Below are 17,156 nucleotides of genomic sequence, written 5' to 3'. Positions count from 1 at the left end.
CGGCATGCTTACCCGCATGGCTGAACAGCACTACCTGGTCGGGCTCGACCTCGCGGGCAAGCGCGTGGTCGTGGTCGGCGGCGGCACGGTGGCGCAGCGCAGGCTGCCCAAGCTCATCGCCGCAGGCGCGCGGGTCGAGGTCATCTCGCCGTCGGTGACCCCGTCCGTGCAGGCCATGGCCGACGCGGGGGAGATCACCTGGGTGCCCCGGCGCTACGCCGACGGCGATCTCGACGCCGCGTGGTACGTGCTGACCTGCACCTCGGATTCGGCGGTCAACGCCGAGGTCGCCGCGGCCGCGGACCGCGCCAGGGTGTTCTGCGTGCGCGCGGACGCCGGGTCGGAGGGCTCGGCGGTCACGCCCGCGACGGGGTCGTACGAGGGCCTGTTGGTCGGGGTGCTCGCGGGCGGGGAGCACTCCCGCTCGGCTGCGGTGCGCGACGGCCTGCTGACGGCGCTGCGGTCGGGCGCGATCGACGACCGCGCCGCCGCGCCGCCCGCGGGCGTCGCGCTGGTCGGCGGCGGACCCGGCGACCCGGAGCTGATCACCGTGCGCGGCCGCAGGCTGCTGGCCCAGGCCGACGTCGTGGTGGCCGACCGGCTGGGCCCGCGCGACCTGCTCGACGAACTGCCCCCGCACGTCGAGGTGATCGACGCGGCCAAGATCCCCTACGGCCGCGCGGCGACCCAGCGGGCGATCAACGACGCCCTGATCACCCACGCGCGGGCCGGGAAGTTCGTGGTGCGGCTCAAGGGCGGCGACAACTACGTGTTCGGCCGCGGCTTCGAGGAGCTGATCGCGCTGGCGGAGGCGGGCGTCCCGGTCACGGTGGTGCCCGGCGTGACCTCGGCCTTCGCCGTCCCCGCCCTGGCGGACGTGCCCGTCACCCACCGCGGCGTGGCCCATGAGGTGGTCGTCGTGTCCGGCCACGTGGCCCCCGACGACTCGGCGTCGCTGACCGACTGGTCCGCGCTGGCCCGGCTGCACGGCACGATCGTGCTGATGATGGGTGTGGAGAAGCTTCCACTGTTCGCCGCCACCCTGGTCCGCAATGGACGGTCGCCGGACACGCCGGTCGCGGTGATCCAGGAGGGCACCATGCGCACCGAGCGGGTCCTGCGGTCCACTCTGGACAAGGTGGCCGACGACGTCGTGACGGCTGGCATCCGGCCGCCCGCCGTCACGGTGATCGGACCGGTGGCGGGCCTGGCCTCAGAGCTGCCCCAGCCCGTCGAGTAGCGCGGTCACGGCCGCGTCGAACTCGGCCTCCGGGGTGCTGGCCTGGGCGGCGCCAGCGAGATCCAGCAGGCGCGGGTAGCGGTCGGCGGGCAGCGCCCGGAACCGGCCGATCGTCGAGTCCCTGTCCGCGCCGAGCTCGGTCTGGGCGAAGGCCGTCGCCAGTGTCGTGACGGCGCGGAAGGCGGCGAGCAGGGACGCTCCCGTCCGCCCGGACCGGGCGAGCGCGGCCACCAGCGCCTCGGCGACGTCCAGGAAGACCGGCGAATGGCTGCGCCGGGCCAGGACCAGGGGGATCGCGTTGGGGTGGCGGCGCACGGCCTGCCAGACCTCGGTGGCGATGGCGCGCAGGTCCGCGCGCCAGTCGTCGGTGGCCGGGGGGATCGTGATGTCGCGGAGGACGCCGTCGACCACCAGCGCGTCGAGCCCGGTGCGGTCGTCGACGTAGTTGTAGAGCGTCATCGGCCCGGTGCCGACGCGCGTGGCGACGGCGCGCATGGTGAGGCCGCCGAGCCCGTGCTCGTCGACCACCGCGATGGCCGCGTCCTCGATCTCGGCGCGGCTGAACTTCGCTCGTCGTCCCACCGGCGGGGACGCTACTATTTAGGTACAAGTGTACGTAAATGGAGGTGGTCGAGTGAACCTGATCGAAATCACCTACCCGCAGGGGGCACTGGAACCGGCGGCCCGCACGGCGATCGCGGAGCGGATCGCCACCGGCCTGCTGGGCACCGACGAGATCCCGCCGGAGACCCTGCGCCGGGCGCGTCGCATGACCCATGTGCTGTTCCATGAGGCGGCGTCCTGGTCCACCGGGGACGGCCCGGTCGACGACCCGCCGCCCTTCCTGGTGACGATCACCGTCCCGGAGGCCTGGCGCGCCGACGTGTCCCGCCCGTGCATGGGCATCGTCCGCGCGGCACTCAGGCGCCATGACGAGGCGCGGGGCCACGTCCGGGCGGGTGGCGACGTGTGGATCACCGTGGTGGGGATCGCCGACGGCGACATCGGGCTGAACGGCTCACCCGCGACCGCCCGGGATGTCGTCAACTACATGACCGAGGAGTACCGCGCTGCCGAGCGGCCCGATGAGGACCTGCCGGACGGCGTCGTCCGGGACCCGATCTGCGGCATGCGGGTGCGGTTGGGCCCGAGCGCGATCACCTTGGAGCGCGACGGGAAGACCGTGGGCTTCTGCGCTGTGGGGTGTCGGGACACGTACGCCGCGAACGAGACGGTGGCCTAGCCGTCCCGGAGACGCCGGAAGGGGCCTGCCGTCGCTGCGGCAGGCCCCTTCCGGTCACGTCGGCTCAGAAGCGCTTGGTCTTCGACCGGCGGTCGCCCTCGCGCCAGCCGCGCGGGGTGCGGCGGTCGCTGTGCTGGGTGTCGGCCGGGCGGTCGTGCCGGGCCTGGCTGTGCCGCGGCTTGCGCGGGCGGTCGTCCACGCGGTGGTCGTCCCGGAAGGGCTTGGCGTGGAAGCCGCCCTCACGCGGGGTGTCGCGGCGGGCGCGGTCCTCGAACCGGCCGCTCTGCGGGCGGTTGCCGAACCGGCGGTCGTCGCCGTCGAGGCGCGGCCGGTCGTCGCGGCGGGGGCGGTCGTCGAACCGGCGCGGGGCCGCGGTGCGGTCCTCGAAACGGCGGGGACGGTCGCCGTCCTCGAACCGGCGCGGGGCCGCGGTGCGGTCCTCGAAACGGCGCGGGCGGTCGCTGTCCTCGAACCGGCGGGGGCGGTCGCCGTCGAAGCGGCGCGGCCGGTCGCCGTCCTCGAACCGACGGGGTCGGTCACCGCTGTCGAAGCGGCGGGGGCGGTCGCCGTCCTCGGCGCGGCGCGGGGTGGTGGTGCGGTCCTCGAACCGGCGCGGACGGTCGGCGTCGAAGCGCGGGCGGTCGTCGCGGCGCGGCCGGTCCTCGAAGCGCGGGCGGTCCTCGAACCGGCGCGGGGCGCCGCTGCGGTCGTCGAAGCGTCGCGGGCGGTCCTCGAACCGGCGGGGACGGTCACCGCCGTCGAAGCGGCGCGGGCGGTCGCCGTCGAAACGCCGCGGGCGGTCGCCGTCCGAGCGGCGGGAGCGCGCCGGGGCGGGGGCGATGTCCGGGCCCAGCGGCACACCCGACGGGGTGCGCGCGCCGGTGATGCGGACCAGCTCGTCGTCGCCCGGGCGGACCTTCGCGGTGCTGGGGGACACGCCAGCGCGGTCGGTCAGCCGCAGGACGGTGCGGCGCTGGTCGTGGGTCACCACGGTCACCACCGTGCCCGACTCGCCCGCACGGGCCGTGCGACCGGCGCGGTGCAGGTAGTCCTTGGAGTCCGCGGGCGGGTCGACGTGCACGACCAGGTCGACGCCGTCGACGTGGATGCCGCGCGCGGCCACGTCGGTGGCCACCAGCACGGGCAGGTCGCCGTCGCGGAAGCGGCTCAGCACGCGGTTGCGCGCGCCCTGGGTCTTGCCGCCGTGCAGCGCGCCCGCGGACACCCCGACCGAGCGGAGCTTGTCGGCCAGCCGGTCGACGTGGTGCTTCGTGCGGACGAACATGATCGTGCGGCCCTCGCGGGCGGCCATCTCGGCCACCACGTCGGGCTTGTCCTGCTTGGACACGAACAGCAGGTGGTGCTCCATCGCGGCGACGTCGCTGTCGTCGGAGACGACCGAGTGGGTCACCGGGTCGGTCAGGTAGGACTTGACCAGCGTGTCGACGTCGCCGTCCAGGGTCGCCGAGAACAGCAGCACCTGGGCGGAGCGGTCGACGAGGTCCAGGATGTCCCGGACCTGCGGCAGGAAGCCCATGTCGGCCATCTGGTCGGCCTCGTCGATGGCCACGTGCGCGATGTCGCCGAGCTCGCAGGTGCCCTGGCGGACGTGGTCGGAGAGCCTGCCCGGGGTGGCGACCAGCAGGTCGACCCCGCGGCGCAGGGCCTCGACCTGCTTGACGAAGGACATGCCGCCGACGGCGGCGCGGCACCACAGGCCCAGCGGCCGGGCCAGCGGGGTCAGCGCGTCGACGACCTGCAGGGCCAGCTCGCGGGTCGGCACCAGCACGAGGGCGCGGGGCCGCTTGGGCCGCACGGGGCCGCCCTCGGCGAGCCGGGTCAGCAGGGGAAGGCCGAACGCCAGCGTCTTGCCGGAGCCGGTGCGGGCACGGCCCAGCACGTCGCGCCCGGCGAGGGCGTCGGGGATGGTCACGGCCTGCACGGGGAACGGGCTGTCGATGCCCGCCGTCGCGAGGGCGTCCACCAGTTCGGTGGGCAGGCCGAGGGAAGCGAACGTCAGTTCAGGGTTAAGCACGGGGTCCTCTCGGGGACGCGTGGCACGTCGCGTCAGGACTCCCGAGCGGGTGAAACCCTCGGAAAGAACACGGACGGGCCCGGCGCATTCGTCGCGCCAATGGTCACTGTCGTCGGGCCGCGATCCGCGGCGATGGTTTTCGCTGCGCGGCCGGTGTGGCCGGGCAGGGAGCGGCGCCCGCCGCTCGTGGTGCTCGGTCAAGCCTACCCGACCAGGTCGGACAGACCACCCGCGGGCGCCGCCCACACCCTAGCCCAGCCCCGCGGCGGCGAGCAGCCGCTCGCTCACGATCTGCGGGTCGACCAGGGAATCCGGCACGCCGCGGGAGCGGAACCACGCTGCGACGGAAGTCACATCCCGGGTCAGGTACCCCGCCCCCGCCGGGTTGGCCACCAGGTCGACGACCTGCGGCAGGTCGATCAGCATGAGGTGGCCGTCGTGCACCAGCAGGTTGTACGCCGACAGGTCGCCGTGGGTGAGGCCCTGGCCCGCCATGATCTCCATCGCGGTGACCAGCTGCTCCCACAGGTCCAGCGCCTCGTCGGGCTCCGGACGCAGCTGGGCCAGCCGGGGCGCGGCCTGGCCGTCGGCGTCGCCGAGGAACTCCAGCAGCAGCTCGGTGCCGTCGCGCTGGACCGGGTACGGCACCGGGGCGCCGACCGACCACAGCCGCGACAGCGCGGCGAACTCCGCGACCGCCCACTGCTCGGCGATCAGGTTGCGGCCGAAGGAACTGCGGTTGGCCATCGCCCGCATCTCGCGGGAGCGGCGCATCCGCCTGCCCTCGAGGTATCCGGCGTCCCGGTGGAACATGCGGTGCTCGCTGCTGCGGTACCGCTTGGCCGCCATGAGGCAGGCCGCGCCGCCGGGCACTGCCCGTTCGACGACGAAGACGTCGGCCTCCTTGCCGGTCTTGAGGATGCCGAGGTCGGTGTCGGCCGCGGCCCCGTCGGTGACCAGCCAGGACGGCCGGGGGTGCGGCCCCTGGTCGGCGTCCAGCCAGGTCGACCAGCGGTCGGCGCCGTCGGGCAGCTCGGGGCCGGTGTCCTCGCGGACCCGGGCGAGCCGTTCCTTCTCGGCCTCGGTCAGCCTGCCGGAGCGGGTGGGCTGGACCTCGTCGTCGAAGCGCCGCCTGCGCATGCGCTGGGGACGGCGGGTGTCAGGGAAATCCTCTGCGTCGTGGGCAGAGGCGAAGTCGTGCTCTCGCACTGGTGGGTTCTCCAAGCTGAGTCTGGGGAGCCCCACCGCGCTGTGATGGCGAACAGCCTCCTCGGCGGTCCATGACCGCCGGGGCTGTGCGTGCCGGGAAAGAGGTCAGCGCGACGAGGCTGGTGGAAGGGCCGGTGCCTCGACCACCCGGGCGGCAATACCCATGACGGCACCTCCTCTTGTCCACCCAGCACTCCGCTGGGACACGAGCGCAGTCTGCCGGGGCGGCGAGACCCCGGGCAACCGATTTATCCGACCACCAGCTCCAGCGCCGTCCGACCGGCCGGGACCAGCCGCAACCCGGCCGCCGCGGCGATCGACACCACGCCGCGGACCGTCCCCGGCTCGCGCGGCGCGCACGCCAGGGCCGCCGCGAGCCTGCCCTTGTGCGCCTTGTTGAAGTGGCTGACCGCCGCGCCGCTCCCGGTGACCACCTTGACGGTGATCGCGTGCGGGATCGCCGCGAGCGCGGCGTACGGACCCGAGCGCAGGTCGATCACCAGCTCGTCCGCGGCGGACAGCGTCTTCTCCAGATCCGCCCGCCACACCCCGCGCAGGCCGCCGACCCCGGGCAGCACGGTGCCGCCGGAGAGCCGGTAGGCCGGGATCGGGTCGTCCGCGCGGACCACGCCGAACAGCGCCGACGCCACCGCCAGCCGCCGTCCGGCCCGCGCGCGCTGGGCCCGGGTGAAGGACCCGTAGCCCAGCGCGTCGTACAAGACGCCGGTGTAGCGCTCGATCGCGGGCATGGTCGGCGTTTCCCGCAGCCGGGCGTTGCGCTCGACCTCGTCGGCCTGGCGCTCGGACAGGCCGAGCGCGGCCATCGCGCGCGCCGGGTCGAGACCGGCCAGCGCGCTCGCCAGCCGGTCGCGGACCGGGTTCAGCTCGGGGAAGGACAGCGCGGCCAGGTCCAGGGGCGCGCCGGAGCCGCCGTCGGCCTTGGTCTCCGACGGGGGAAGCAGCACGAGCACCCGGACAGCGTAATTCAGCCGACGAACGACCCGTCCGACCGGCGATCCGGCCGACCGGCGATCCGGCCGACCGGCGATCCGGCCGACCGGCGATCCGGCCGGCCGGCGGTCTGTCGACCGCCGGTCCAGCGGGGCGGCGGTCGGCCGTACGGCGGTCCAGCCGGGCGGCTGAGCCGTCCAGTGGTTCAGCCGTCCGGCGGTTCAGCCGTCAGTGGTCAGCCGTGACGCAGAACTCGTTGCCCTCCGGGTCGGCCAGGACCGTCCACGCCATGCCCTCGACGGTGTGCTCGTCCAGCACCGTCGCGCCCAGTCCGACCAGCCGGTCGACCTCGGCCCGGCGGTCCTCGCCGTGGAAGTCCATGTGGACCCGGTTCTTGCCCGACTTGGGCTCGTCGACGCGCTGCAGCGCCACGGCGGTCGACTCCCCGAGCTTGGTGCCCCGGGGGGTGAGGAACAGGAACTCGCCGTCGTAGTCGGCGCCGACCTCGAAGTCCAGCGCGGCGGTCCAGAACTCCGCCAGCTTGCGCGGATTGGCGCAATCGATCGTCACGCCGCCCAACTCGATGCTCATGCGGTCGACGGTAGCCAGGGGGACCGACAATATGGACCCGTGCGCACCTTGGACTGGGTAGACGACCGGATCGTGGCACTGGACCAGACCCGTCTCCCGCACGACGTCGTGCTGCTCGACCTGCGGACCGTCGACGAGCTGATCGACGCCATCCGCACGCTCGCGGTGCGCGGCGCGCCCGCGCTGGGCGTCGCGGGCGCGCTCGGCGTCGCCCTGGCGGCGCGGACGACCGACGACGTCCCCGCCGCGGCCGCCCGCCTGCGCGCCGCCCGACCGACGGCGGTCAACCTCGCCTGGGGCGTCGACCAGGTCCTCCGGCACCGCGGCGCCGACGCGATGCTCGCCGCCGCGCTGCGCATCCGCGACGACGACATCGCCTCCTCCCGCGCCCTGGGCGCCAGGGGAGCGGAGTGGCTGCTGGACCGCGTGGACGGCCCGCTCAACATCCACACGCACTGCAACGCGGGCGCCCTGGCGTGCGTGGAGTGGGGCACCGCGCTCGGGGTCGTCCGCGCGCTCCACGAGCGCGACGCGCTCGGCCACGTCTACGCCGACGAGACCCGCCCGCTGCTGCAGGGCGCGCGGCTGACGGTGTGGGAGCTGGCCGAGATGGGCGCGGCGCACACGCTCGTCGCCGACTCCGCCGGACCGTCGGTGATCGCCAACGGGCTCGTGCACGCCGTGGTCGTGGGCGCGGACCGGATCGCCGCCAACGGCGACGTGGTCAACAAGGTGGGCACCTACCCGCTGGCGCTGGCCGCGCACCGGGCCGGGATCCCGTTCGTGGTCGCCGCCCCGGAGTCCACAGTGGACATGGCGACGGCGACGGGGGCGGACGTGCCGATCGAGGTGCGCGCCGACGCGGAGGTGACCGCGTTCGCCGGGGTCAGGGTCGCGCCGGAGGGGACAAGGGCGCTCAACTACGCCTTCGACGTCACCCCGCGCGACCTGGTGAGCGCGATCGTGACCGAGGCGCGCGTGTTCTAACCCGAATGCGCTGGCCGCGGCGGTGTCACTACGCTGCCAGGCACAACCGCTGCCGCCGAGGAGCCATGCCGTGATCACCAGGATGTCGTCGCTGTTCCTGCGCACCCTGCGCGAGGACCCGGCGGACGCCGAGGTGCCCAGCCACAAGCTGCTGGTCCGCGCCGGGTACGTCCGCCGCGTCGCCCCGGGCGGGTACTCCTGGCTGCCGCTCGGCATGCGCGTGCTGCGCAACATCGAGGCCATCGTCCGCGAGGAGATGGACGCGATGGGCGCGCAGGAGATCCAGTTCCCCGCGCTGCTGCCCCGCGAGCCCTACGAGGCGACGAACCGCTGGACGGAGTACGGCCCGAACCTGTTCCGCCTCAAGGACCGCAAGGGCGGCGACTACCTGCTCGGGCCCACGCACGAGGAGCTGTTCACCCTCACCGTCAAGGGCGAGTACACCTCGTACAAGGACTACCCGGTCACGCTGTACCAGATCCAGACGAAGTACCGCGACGAGGCGCGCCCGCGCGCGGGCATCCTCCGGGGCCGCGAGTTCCTGATGAAGGACTCCTACTCCTTCGACCTCGACGACGAGGGCCTGGAGGCCAGCTACCAGGCCCACCGCGCTGCCTACATCCGGATCTTCGACCGCCTCGGCCTCCAGTACGTCGTCGTCAAGGCGACCTCGGGCGCGATGGGCGGCTCGGCGTCGGAGGAGTTCCTCGCCGAGGCGCCGACCGGCGAGGACACCTTCGTGCGCAGCACCGGGTCGGACTACGCGGCCAACGTCGAGGCCGTCGTGACGCCCGCGCCCCCGGCGATCCCGCTGGCCGGGCTGCCCGAGGCGCAGGTGCACCACACGCCCGACACCCCGACCATCGAGACCCTGGTCGACTTCCTCAACGCCGCCGGGCTCGGCCGCACCTTCACCGCGGCCGACACGCTCAAGAACGTCCTGGTCAAGACCAGGATGCCGGGCGCTGCGGAGTGGGAGCTGCTGGCCATCGGCCTGCCCGGCGACCGCGAGGTCGACGTGAAGCGGCTGGAGGCGGCGCTGTCGCCCGCGGAGTTCGCGATGCTGGAGGAGTCCGACTTCGCCCGGCACCCGTTCCTGGTGAAGGGCTACATCGGCCCCAAGGCGCTGCTCGACAACGGTGTCCGCTACCTCGTCGACCCCCGCGTGGTCGAGGGCACGGCGTGGGTCACCGGCGCGGACAAGGTCGACCACCACGTGATCGACCTGGTCGCGGGCCGCGACTTCACCCCGGACGGCACGATCGAGGCAGCCGAGGTGCGCGCTGGCGACCCCGCCCCCGACGGCTCCGGCATCCTGGAGGCCGCGCGCGGCATCGAGATCGGCCACATCTTCCAGCTCGGCCGCAAGTACGCCGACGCGTTTTCCCTCGACGCCCTGGGCAAGGACGGCAAGCCCGTCCGCGTCACCATGGGCTCCTACGGCATCGGCGTCTCCCGCCTGGTCGCGGTGATCGCCGAGCAGAGCCACGACGAGCGCGGCATCATCTGGCCCCGCAACGTCTCGCCGTACGACGTGCACCTCGCGGTCGCGGGCAAGGACGAGACCCAGAAGGCCGCCGCGGAGAAGCTGGCCGCCGAGCTGTCCGCCGCGGGCCTCGACGTCCTCTTCGACGACCGCGCCGCGTCCCCGGGCGTCAAGTTCGCCGACGCGGAGCTGATCGGCGTGCCGACCATCGTGGTCGTCGGCCGCGGGCTGGCCGACGGCGTCATCGAGGTCAAGGACCGCCGCACCGGCGAGCGCCAGGACGTCCCGGTGGACGAGGTCGTCCCGACGCTGCTGGGCCTCGTCCGCGGCTAGGCCGTGCGGCTGGCCGCGCCCACCAGCGCGGCCAGCACCGCCGGGGTGTCGGACAGGTCCTCGAGGACCAGGTGCGCGCCGCTGTCCCGCAGCTCGGACACCGACGAGCGCCCGGTCGCCACGCCGACGCCGATCGCGCCGTGGTGCAGGGCGGCGGCGACGTCGTGGGGCGTGTCGCCGATGACGACGACGCGGCCCGGCTCGAAGTCGGTCCCGTACTTCGCGCTCGCCGCCTGCATGGCGGTCTTGACCAGCTCGTGCCGGTCGGGCGAGACGCCGCCGTAGCCGCCGACCTCGAAGTCGAGGTGGTGGTGCAGGTCGAACGCCTCCAGCTTGCACGCCGCCAGCTCCGGCAGGTTGCCGGTCACCAGTGACTGCACGACGCCCGGGTGCTCGGCCAGCGCGGCGAGCAGGGCGGCGGCGCCGGGCAGCGCGCGGCCCAGGGTCGGCATGTCGGCGCGGGCGGCGTCGGCGATGGCGACCAGCTCGGCGAACAGCGCCTGCACGGTCTCCTCGGTCACCGCGATCCCGTGCGCCTCCAGCAGCTCGGCGGTGATCGCGCGCTCGGTGCGCCCGGGGAACGTCGGCACGTGCCGGATGGGCAGGCCGTGGGCAGCGGTCATCGCCTGGCCGTACCAGTCGCGGCCGATGCCGCTGTAGTCGACCAGGGTCAGGTCGATGTCCCACAGGACGAGCAGGTCGGGGCCGGGAACACGAGGATCGGTCACGCTGCCCATCGTGGCATGACCGGACGTCTGCCCGCACTGCGTTTTCAACGCCTGTTGATTTATCCGTCCCGGCCGCCTACCGTAATTCAACGACTGATGAACAACGGGAGGATGCCATGTCCCCAAGCCGCCTGGTCGCGGCCGTCGCCCTGCTCGGCGGCGTCGTCGCCACCGTGTTGGGCCTGCTCACCTTCGGCGCTCAGGCGAGCGTCCGGCCCGACGGCGTGCCGCTGGCCGTGTCCGGGCCCGGCGCCGAGCAGATCGCGGCCCGCGGCGCGGAGGCGGTCCGGTGGCGGGTCGCGGGCCCGGAGGAGGCCCGGGAGCTCCTGCTCGACAAGGAGGTCTACGGCGTCCTCGAACTCGGCCACCCCGCCACGGTCGTCGTCTCCGGCGCGGTCAACCCGGCGGGCGCGCAGCTCGCCCAGCAGGTCATGACCGGGGTCGCCCAGGCGGCGGGCGTGCCGTTCACCGTCGAGACGCTGCACCCGGCCACGGCCGCGGGCCGGACGATCCCGCTGGCGGCGAGCGCGCTGCTGTGGATCGGCGGACTCGCCGCGTCCGCCGGGCTGTTCCTGCTGGGCAGGCGGGAAGGCGTCGAGCCGACGACCGGTCACCGGATGGCGCTCGTGGGCGGGGTCGCCGTCGTCGCCTCGGGCGCGGTCGTCGGCCTGACCGCGCTGTGGGACTCGACGGTGCCGCTCGGCTGGGACGTCCTGGGCTATCTGCTGCTGATCGGGGTCGCCTTCGCCGCCGCCCAGGGCGCGCTGCTCAAGTTCCTGGGCATCCGGGCGCTGGGCGTCCTCGGCCCGCTCTACCTGATCGCGCCCGCGGTCGCGGGCACGGTGCCCGAACTGCTCGACCCGGTCTACCGCGCTCTGCTGTGGTCGTGGACGCCGTTCCGGTTCTCCACCGAAGGGCTGCGCAGCCTCCTGCAGGGCACGCCGGACGCGCCGGACGTGCTCCACGGCGTGCTCGTCCTCGGCGGCATCGCCGTCGCCGGGCTCGCCGCGCTCGCGATCCCGGCGCGTCAGCCCGCCAGGTAGCTCAGCCGGACCTTGCGCACGGGGTTGTCGACGTTGGTGTCGACCAGGCACACCGACTGCCAGGTGCCCAGCGCGAGCCGTCCGCCCAGCACCGGGATCGTCGCGTACGGCGGCAGGAAGGCGGGCAGCACGTGGTCGCGGCCGTGTCCGGGCGAGCCGTGCCGGTGCCGCCAGCGGTCGTCCTTCGGCAGCAGGTCGCGCAGGGCCGCCAGCAGGTCGTCGTCGCTGCCCGCGCCGGTCTCGACGATCGCGAGACCGGCGGTGGCGTGCGGCACCCAGACGTGCAGCAGGCCGTCGCCCTCGCCGTCGACGAACCGGGCGCACTCGTCGGTCAGGTCGCGCACCACCTCGGCCGCGCCGGTGCGGATCTCGATCTCCTCGCTTCGCACGCCGCCCAGCCTAGGGTGGGTGGCGTGCGCACCGCCTTCGGAGAGAAGTTCGACGTCCCGCCCGGCTACCTCAACACCGCCTCCCTCGGCATCCCGACCGTCACCACGGCCAACGCCGTCGCCGCGTCCGTCAGCCGGTGGGCGGCGGGCCAGGCCGACGCTCCCGACTACGACCTCCCGGTCCGCCAGGCCCGGACGGCCTTCGCCGAGCTGATCGGCGTCCCGGTCGAGCGGGTGGCCAGCGGGTCGGGCGTCTCGCCGCTGGTCGCGCAGGTCGCCGCGGGCGTGCCGGACGGCGCCAGGGTGCTCGTCGCCGAGGGCGAGTTCACCAGCGTGTCCTTCCCGTTCGCCGCCCAGGCCGCGCGTGGGGTCACGGTCACGGCCGCGCCGCTGGACCGGCTGGCCGAGCGCGCCGCGGACTTCGACCTCGTGGCCGTCGCGGTGGTCCAGTCCGCCGACGGCGCGGTGGTGGACCTCGACGGCCTGCGCGCGAGCGGCGCGCGCGTCCTGCTGGACGTCTCCCAGTCCCTCGGCTGGTTCCCGCAGGACCTGGCCTGGGCGGACTGGGTGGTCGGCGCGGGCTACAAGTGGCTGCTCGCCCCGCGCGGCTCGGCGTGGCTGGCGGTGCGCCCGGAGGCCGCCGACTGGACGCTGCCCGTCGCGGCCAACTGGTACGCCGGGGACGACCCGTGGAAGACCGTCTACGACCTCCCGCTGCGCCTGGCCCCCGACGCCCGCGCCTACGACCTCTCGCCCGGCTGGCTGGCCCAGGCGGGCGCGGCCGCCGCGCTGCCCTGGATCGCGGGCCTGGACCTGGCCGCCGTCCGCGACCACGCCGTCGGCCTCGCCGACGCCCTGCTCGCCGCCCTCGGCCTGCCACCGCGCGGCTCGGCCATCGTCTCGATCGCGGGCGAGGGCGTCGCGGAGCGCCTCGCCGAGGCCGGGATCCGCTGCGCCCTGCGGGCGGGCCGGGCCAGGCTGGCCTTCCACCTGTACTCCGACGAGAACGACCTCGACCGCGCGATCAGCGCGCTGACCAGGGGAAACGGACAAATCTCCGAGTCGATCTGACACGGTCGGGGGACACCGATTACCGTGGTTGCCCGTGTCCGCCCCCCAGCGCCCCGGCTCCCCGCCCCCCTGGCCGCCACCGCCGCCCCGACACGGCGGCCCGGGCGCGACGGAGTGGATCCCCCGCGTCCAGCAGCCCCGCCGCGACGAGCCGATCCGGTTCGAGGAGCCGCCCCCCGGGGAGCGCCCGCCCAACCCGGGCGCGACCTGGGCGCTGCGGATCGTCGGCCTGGTCACCGTCGCCGTGGTCTCCGGTTTCGTCTGGGCGCTGCTGCAGGGCGACGCCCCGGCGTCGGACCCGACCGCGGGCGGCGACACCACGACCGAGGCGCCCGCAGGGCGCTTCGCGTTCACCCCGCACGAGGACATGGCCGACCCCCGGCACGACAAGGACTGCGCGGCCAACGCCTACGACGACGTGCAGAAGTTCCTCAGGAAGAACGCCTGCGTCGACCTGACCAGGGCGCTCTACACGAGCAAGCCGCCCGGTCAGGACAAGACCATCTACACCTGGGTCGCCGTCGTGGAGATGCCCACCGAGGAACTGGCCAGCGAACTCCACGCGCTGGCCGAGACGGACAACACGGGGAACGTCAACGACCCGCTGCGCGCGGAGATTGTCACCGTGAAGGGACTCGAGTCGCTGGGCCGGGGCGGGTACTTCTCCCAGCGCAACGGCCCGCACGTGATCATCGTGGAGTCCGACTGGGCGCCTGCTGGTAAGCGGACCGCCGAGGAGGACAAGTTCCTCACCGAGGTCAGCGCCGACGCGGTCCGCTTCGGCGTGGAGTTCGCTCAGGGCTGACCCGGGAACGACGGCACGGCGGGGTCCACCCCGGCCGCCGTCCGCCAGCGGGTCGTCCTGACCGAGGAGCCGGTCAGCGCGGCCAGCGCGGACTCGCGCAGCGCCTTGTCGTCGCAGCGCTCCAGCACGGCGCGCCACGCGACTGTGGCGTCCGTCTCGGCGGTGGCGACCAGCTTCGCGGCCGACGCCTCGTCCTCCACCGGCTCCGGGGGGACGTAGGCGGCCTCGGCGGGCGCGGGGGTGATCCCGGCCGCGGCCAGCAGTTCGGCCGTGGCGTCCCGCCGCTCGCGGTGCTCGGTGACCCCCTCGCGCAGCGCCTTGTCGTACGCGGCGGGCAGGAACGCGCTCACCAGCCCGTACACCCACAACGCCGCGTGCTCGGCCCCCAGCGCGGCCTGCACGGCCGCCACCGTCTCCTGGGGCATCCCCGGCTGGCTCACAGCACCTCCCGCAGACTCGCGCACGCCGCCGTGACCGATCCCACCAGCCCGGCCCGGTACCTCGGCAGCGCGGGCACCAGGCCTGCGGCCTCCTTCTGCGCCGCGGTCAGCCCGTCGGTGAGCGCCTTCAGCGCGGCCTTCTCGTCCTTGGGCGCAGTAGGCGGCGTGGTGGGCGGCGCGGACGCGGTCGTCGACACCGGCGGCCGCTCGCGCTCCACCTCGGCCTTCAACGCGGTCGCGTGCTCGCCGCGCACCCTGGCCACCTCCCCGGCGCCCTCGGCCAGCGACGGCACGGCCGAGGCGATCGCGGCGGCCTGCGCCGCGTCGGCGCGGGCGCGGTCGGCCAGGGCGGCCAGCGGGTCGGGCGGGGGCGGCGGGCCGGGGTCCGTGCAGCCCGCGGCCGCGCCGAGCGCGACGCCCACTAGCACAGTCCGCCGGGGTACGCCGGAGTTGATCCTCACGGAAAGTCATCCTGCCAGGTCGCCGAGTCCGACCATGCCGGAGACGAGTTGATCGCCTGCGGCGGCCCTCTCCGCGCGGGCGAGATACGCTAGGCGACCACGGTCGGCGTGCGGTACCGCCGACCGGCCGACAACCGCAAGGCCGACCAGAAACAGGGGGCGCCGTCCACGTGGGCAACCAGCAAGAACGCGACTTGGAGCCGATAGTCGCCCAGGCCGTCGCCACAGCCGGTTTCGAGCTCGAGCAGCTCGACGTGCAGCAGGCGGGCCGCAGGCGGCTGGTCAAGGTCGTGGTGGACGGCGACGACGGCGTCGGCCTCGACGAGGTCGCCGAGGTCAGCCGCGCGGTCTCCGCGGTGCTCGACGAGCACGACGCGGTGCTCGGCGGCCCGTACACCCTGGAAGTCACCTCGCCCGGCACCGACCGCCCGCTCACCAGGCCGCGCCACTGGCGGCGCGCACGGCTGCGCCTGGTGAAGGTCCGACCGCACGAGGGGCCCGAGTTCGTGGGGCGGGTCGGCGCGGCGGGCGAGGACGAGGTCGAGATGCTGGTCGACGGCGCGCTGCGCGCGGTGCGCTACGCCGACGTGGCCAAGGCCGTCGTCGAGGTGGAGTTCAAACAGCCGCCGGTGGCGGAAATGGCGATGCTCGAGGGTCGGGCGTCCGGGACGGAGGAGGACGCGCGGTGAACGTCGACATCGCGGCGCTGCGGGCCATCGAGCGCGACAAGGACATCCCGTTCGAGACGGTGATCGAGGCGATCGAGACCGCCCTGCTCACCGCGTACAAGCACACCGACGGCCACCAGCCGCACGCCCGCATCGACATCGACCGGCGCACCGGCGTGGTCCGGGTGCTGGCCTTCACCCCCGGTCCCGACGGCGAGGTCGTCGAGGAGTGGGACGACACCCCCGAGGGCTTCGGCCGCATCGCCGCGACCACCGCCCGCCAGGTCATCCTGCAGCGGCTGCGCGACGCCGAGCACGAGCGCACCTACGGCGAGTTCGCCGCCAAGGAGGGCGAGATCGTCGCGGGCGTGGTGCAGCGTGACACCCGGGCCAACTCCCGCGGCATGGTCGTGGTCCAGGTCGGCGACACCGAGGGCGTGCTGCCCGCCGTCGAGCAGGTCCCCGGCGAGTCCTACACCCACGGCGCGCGGCTCAAGTGCTACGTCGTCGGCGTCTCGCGCACCGCGCGCGGCCCGCAGATCACCCTCTCCCGCACGCACCCCAACCTCGTGCGCAGGCTGTTCGCGCTGGAGGTGCCCGAGATCGCCGACGGCACCGTGGAGATCCCCGCGGTCGCCCGCGAGGCCGGGCACCGCTCGAAGATCGCCGTGCGGTCGACGGTCTCCGGCGTCAACGCCAAGGGCGCGTGCATCGGCCCGATGGGCGCGCGCGTGCGCAACGTCATGAGCGAGCTGGCCGGTGAGAAGATCGACATCATCGACTGGTCCGACGACCCGGCGACCTTCGTCGGGAATGCCCTGTCGCCCGCGAAGGTTGTCTCTGTCACGGTCGTCGACGAGCGCGCGAAGACCGCGCGGGTCGTCGTGCCGGACTACCAGCTGTCCCTGGCCATCGGGAAAGAAGGTCAGAACGCCAGGCTGGCGGCCCGGCTGACCGGCTGGCGCATCGACATCCGCAGCGACGCGGCGGCGGGCGCCCAGGCCGGGCCGGTATCCGGTTCGGCTGACTGAACGAAACGAGATAGACTTCCCGTGGTTCATCGTCCGGAACCGGTTTCCGCGCGTCCCGGTCCAGCCCAGCGGGTGCGGACCTGCGTCGGATGCCGCACCCGGGCGGTGGACACGGAACTGCTGCGAGTGGTGCTCGCGGACGGGGAGGCCATCCCCGACCCGCGGCGGCGGATGCCCGGTCGGGGGGCGTGGATACACCCCCAGCCCGAGTGTCTGGCCAAGGCCGAGAAGCGGCGCGCGTTCCCCAGGGCCCTCCGGGCCCCGGGGGCGGTCGGCGTCGAGGGCCTCCGGTCGGAGATCGACCGGATCGCAGGCCGTGCAGGCGCGGGATCTTCCCGCGCCGCTGTGAAGGACAGAAGGCAGGTCGACCCGTCATGAGTCAGCCGTGAAGCTGAAGACATGAACGCGCGACGTTAGGACGAGGTCGACGGGACCCATGCCCGCC

At 74.2% G+C, this 17,156-nt stretch carries 19 protein-coding genes; 10 read left to right on the top strand and 9 right to left on the bottom strand.

From position 1 onward, the window contains the following. Positions 1-16 precede the first annotated feature (16 nt). Positions 17-1,240, top strand: a complete 1,224-nt coding sequence (gene cobA / locus Actkin_RS24165; protein ID WP_258904370.1) for a uroporphyrinogen-III C-methyltransferase — start codon at positions 17-19, stop codon at positions 1,238-1,240. Here cobA and Actkin_RS24160 read toward each other — a convergent pair. Further along, on the bottom strand, positions 1,214-1,822 hold the full coding sequence (locus tag Actkin_RS24160; protein ID WP_229787023.1) for a TetR/AcrR family transcriptional regulator: 609 nt from the start codon (positions 1,820-1,822) through the stop codon (positions 1,214-1,216). The two genes, cobA and Actkin_RS24160, sit on opposite strands and share 27 nt — an antisense overlap. A 52-nt stretch (positions 1,823-1,874) precedes the next feature. On the opposite strand from Actkin_RS24160, the gene Actkin_RS24155 reads away from it, so the two are divergent. After that, positions 1,875-2,483 carry a hypothetical protein gene (locus tag Actkin_RS24155; protein WP_258904369.1) on the top strand — a complete coding sequence of 203 codons (609 nt, stop codon included), beginning with the start codon at positions 1,875-1,877 and terminating at the stop codon, positions 2,481-2,483. Between the two features lie 64 nt (positions 2,484-2,547). Here the strand turns inward: Actkin_RS24155 and Actkin_RS24150 are convergent, their stop codons facing one another. The 4 genes from Actkin_RS24150 to Actkin_RS24135 all read right to left on the bottom strand — a co-directional run bounded on the left by Actkin_RS24150 (position 2,548) and on the right by Actkin_RS24135 (position 7,269). Next, positions 2,548-4,518 carry a DEAD/DEAH box helicase gene (locus tag Actkin_RS24150; RefSeq protein ID WP_258904368.1) on the bottom strand — a complete coding sequence of 657 codons (1,971 nt, stop codon included), beginning with the start codon at positions 4,516-4,518 and terminating at the stop codon, positions 2,548-2,550. A gap of 249 nt (positions 4,519-4,767) precedes the next feature. Beyond that, entirely contained in the window at positions 4,768-5,727 is a 960-nt protein-coding gene (locus tag Actkin_RS24145; RefSeq protein ID WP_373292407.1) for a serine protein kinase RIO, read from the bottom strand. 248 nt (positions 5,728-5,975) lie between these two features. Next, positions 5,976-6,698, bottom strand: a complete 723-nt coding sequence (locus tag Actkin_RS24140; RefSeq protein ID WP_258904367.1) for a YaaA family protein — start codon at positions 6,696-6,698, stop codon at positions 5,976-5,978. A gap of 208 nt (positions 6,699-6,906) precedes the next feature. Next, complete coding sequence (locus tag Actkin_RS24135) at positions 6,907-7,269, bottom strand: VOC family protein (protein WP_258904366.1); 363 nt, start codon at positions 7,267-7,269, stop codon at positions 6,907-6,909. A 39-nt stretch (positions 7,270-7,308) separates the two neighbouring features. Between Actkin_RS24135 and mtnA the strand changes: the two genes are divergently transcribed. Together mtnA and Actkin_RS24125 are read left to right on the top strand one after the other, a co-directional pair. Next, positions 7,309-8,256: an S-methyl-5-thioribose-1-phosphate isomerase gene (mtnA, locus tag Actkin_RS24130; RefSeq protein WP_258904365.1), complete on the top strand. Its 948-nt coding sequence runs from the start codon at positions 7,309-7,311 to the stop codon at positions 8,254-8,256. 70 nt (positions 8,257-8,326) lie between these two features. Then, complete coding sequence (locus Actkin_RS24125) at positions 8,327-10,075, top strand: proline--tRNA ligase (protein ID WP_258904364.1); 1,749 nt, start codon at positions 8,327-8,329, stop codon at positions 10,073-10,075. Here Actkin_RS24125 and Actkin_RS24120 read toward each other — a convergent pair. Then, the gene (locus Actkin_RS24120; protein WP_396122819.1) at positions 10,072-10,812 is read right to left on the bottom strand and encodes an HAD family hydrolase; all 741 of its coding nucleotides are present in this window, start codon (positions 10,810-10,812) and stop codon (positions 10,072-10,074) included. The genes Actkin_RS24125 and Actkin_RS24120 overlap by 4 nt on opposite strands. Before the next feature lie 107 nt (positions 10,813-10,919). Here Actkin_RS24120 and Actkin_RS24115 point away from each other — a divergent pair, with 107 nt between their 5' ends. Further along, positions 10,920-11,846: a YhgE/Pip domain-containing protein gene (locus tag Actkin_RS24115; protein ID WP_258904362.1), complete on the top strand. Its 927-nt coding sequence runs from the start codon at positions 10,920-10,922 to the stop codon at positions 11,844-11,846. Here Actkin_RS24115 and Actkin_RS24110 read toward each other — a convergent pair. Further along, positions 11,831-12,235: a YjbQ family protein gene (locus Actkin_RS24110; RefSeq protein ID WP_189211889.1), complete on the bottom strand. Its 405-nt coding sequence runs from the start codon at positions 12,233-12,235 to the stop codon at positions 11,831-11,833. The genes Actkin_RS24115 and Actkin_RS24110 overlap by 16 nt on opposite strands. 24 nt (positions 12,236-12,259) lie before the next feature. Between Actkin_RS24110 and Actkin_RS24105 the strand changes: the two genes are divergently transcribed. Both Actkin_RS24105 and Actkin_RS24100 read left to right on the top strand, forming a co-directional pair. After that, positions 12,260-13,306, top strand: a complete 1,047-nt coding sequence (locus Actkin_RS24105; RefSeq protein ID WP_258904361.1) for an aminotransferase class V-fold PLP-dependent enzyme — start codon at positions 12,260-12,262, stop codon at positions 13,304-13,306. A 34-nt stretch (positions 13,307-13,340) separates the two neighbouring features. Then, positions 13,341-14,111: a hypothetical protein gene (locus Actkin_RS24100; protein ID WP_258904360.1), complete on the top strand. Its 771-nt coding sequence runs from the start codon at positions 13,341-13,343 to the stop codon at positions 14,109-14,111. On the opposite strand, the gene Actkin_RS24095 is transcribed toward Actkin_RS24100, so the two are convergent. Together Actkin_RS24095 and Actkin_RS24090 are read right to left on the bottom strand one after the other, a co-directional pair. Next, positions 14,102-14,551 (bottom strand): ferritin-like domain-containing protein, encoded by a 450-nt coding sequence (locus tag Actkin_RS24095; protein WP_258904359.1) that lies wholly within the window; start codon positions 14,549-14,551, stop codon positions 14,102-14,104. The two genes, Actkin_RS24100 and Actkin_RS24095, sit on opposite strands and share 10 nt — an antisense overlap. Beyond that, on the bottom strand, positions 14,548-14,979 hold the full coding sequence (locus Actkin_RS24090; protein ID WP_258904358.1) for a hypothetical protein: 432 nt from the start codon (positions 14,977-14,979) through the stop codon (positions 14,548-14,550). Before Actkin_RS24090 ends, Actkin_RS24095 begins: the two co-directional genes overlap by 4 nt. Positions 14,980-15,182: 203 nt before the next feature. On the opposite strand from Actkin_RS24090, the gene rimP reads away from it, so the two are divergent. The 3 genes from rimP to Actkin_RS24075 are packed head-to-tail and all read left to right on the top strand — an operon-like array spanning position 15,183 to position 17,089. Further along, positions 15,183-15,701 (top strand): ribosome maturation factor RimP, encoded by a 519-nt coding sequence (gene rimP, locus Actkin_RS24085; protein WP_258904357.1) that lies wholly within the window; start codon positions 15,183-15,185, stop codon positions 15,699-15,701. Next, positions 15,698-16,711: a transcription termination factor NusA gene (gene nusA / locus Actkin_RS24080; protein WP_258904356.1), complete on the top strand. Its 1,014-nt coding sequence runs from the start codon at positions 15,698-15,700 to the stop codon at positions 16,709-16,711. The genes rimP and nusA overlap by 4 nt, the downstream gene beginning before the upstream one ends. 21 nt (positions 16,712-16,732) lie before the next feature. Then, positions 16,733-17,089 (top strand): YlxR family protein, encoded by a 357-nt coding sequence (locus Actkin_RS24075; protein WP_308425898.1) that lies wholly within the window; start codon positions 16,733-16,735, stop codon positions 17,087-17,089. Positions 17,090-17,156: the final 67 nt, after the last annotated feature.

Source organism: Actinokineospora sp. UTMC 2448 (assembly GCF_024760565.1).
In the GTDB taxonomy this organism is placed as follows: Bacteria; Actinomycetota; Actinomycetes; order Mycobacteriales; family Pseudonocardiaceae; genus Actinokineospora; species Actinokineospora fastidiosa.
Note: the sequence above shows the minus strand (reverse complement) of the source record. Positions and strands in the feature narration are given on the sequence as shown.

What these genes read in the sequence shown, in the direction of transcription:
- cobA (WP_258904370.1), top strand. Translation starts at nt 17, where the DNA reads ATGGCTGAACAGCACTACCTGGTCGGGCTCGACCTCGCGGGCAAGCGC.
- Actkin_RS24135 (WP_258904366.1), bottom strand. Translation starts at nt 7,269, where the DNA reads ATGAGCATCGAGTTGGGCGGCGTGACGATCGATTGCGCCAATCCGCGC.
- Actkin_RS24120 (WP_396122819.1), bottom strand. Translation starts at nt 10,812, where the DNA reads ATGGGCAGCGTGACCGATCCTCGTGTTCCCGGCCCCGACCTGCTCGTC.
- Actkin_RS24115 (WP_258904362.1), top strand. Translation starts at nt 10,920, where the DNA reads ATGTCCCCAAGCCGCCTGGTCGCGGCCGTCGCCCTGCTCGGCGGCGTC.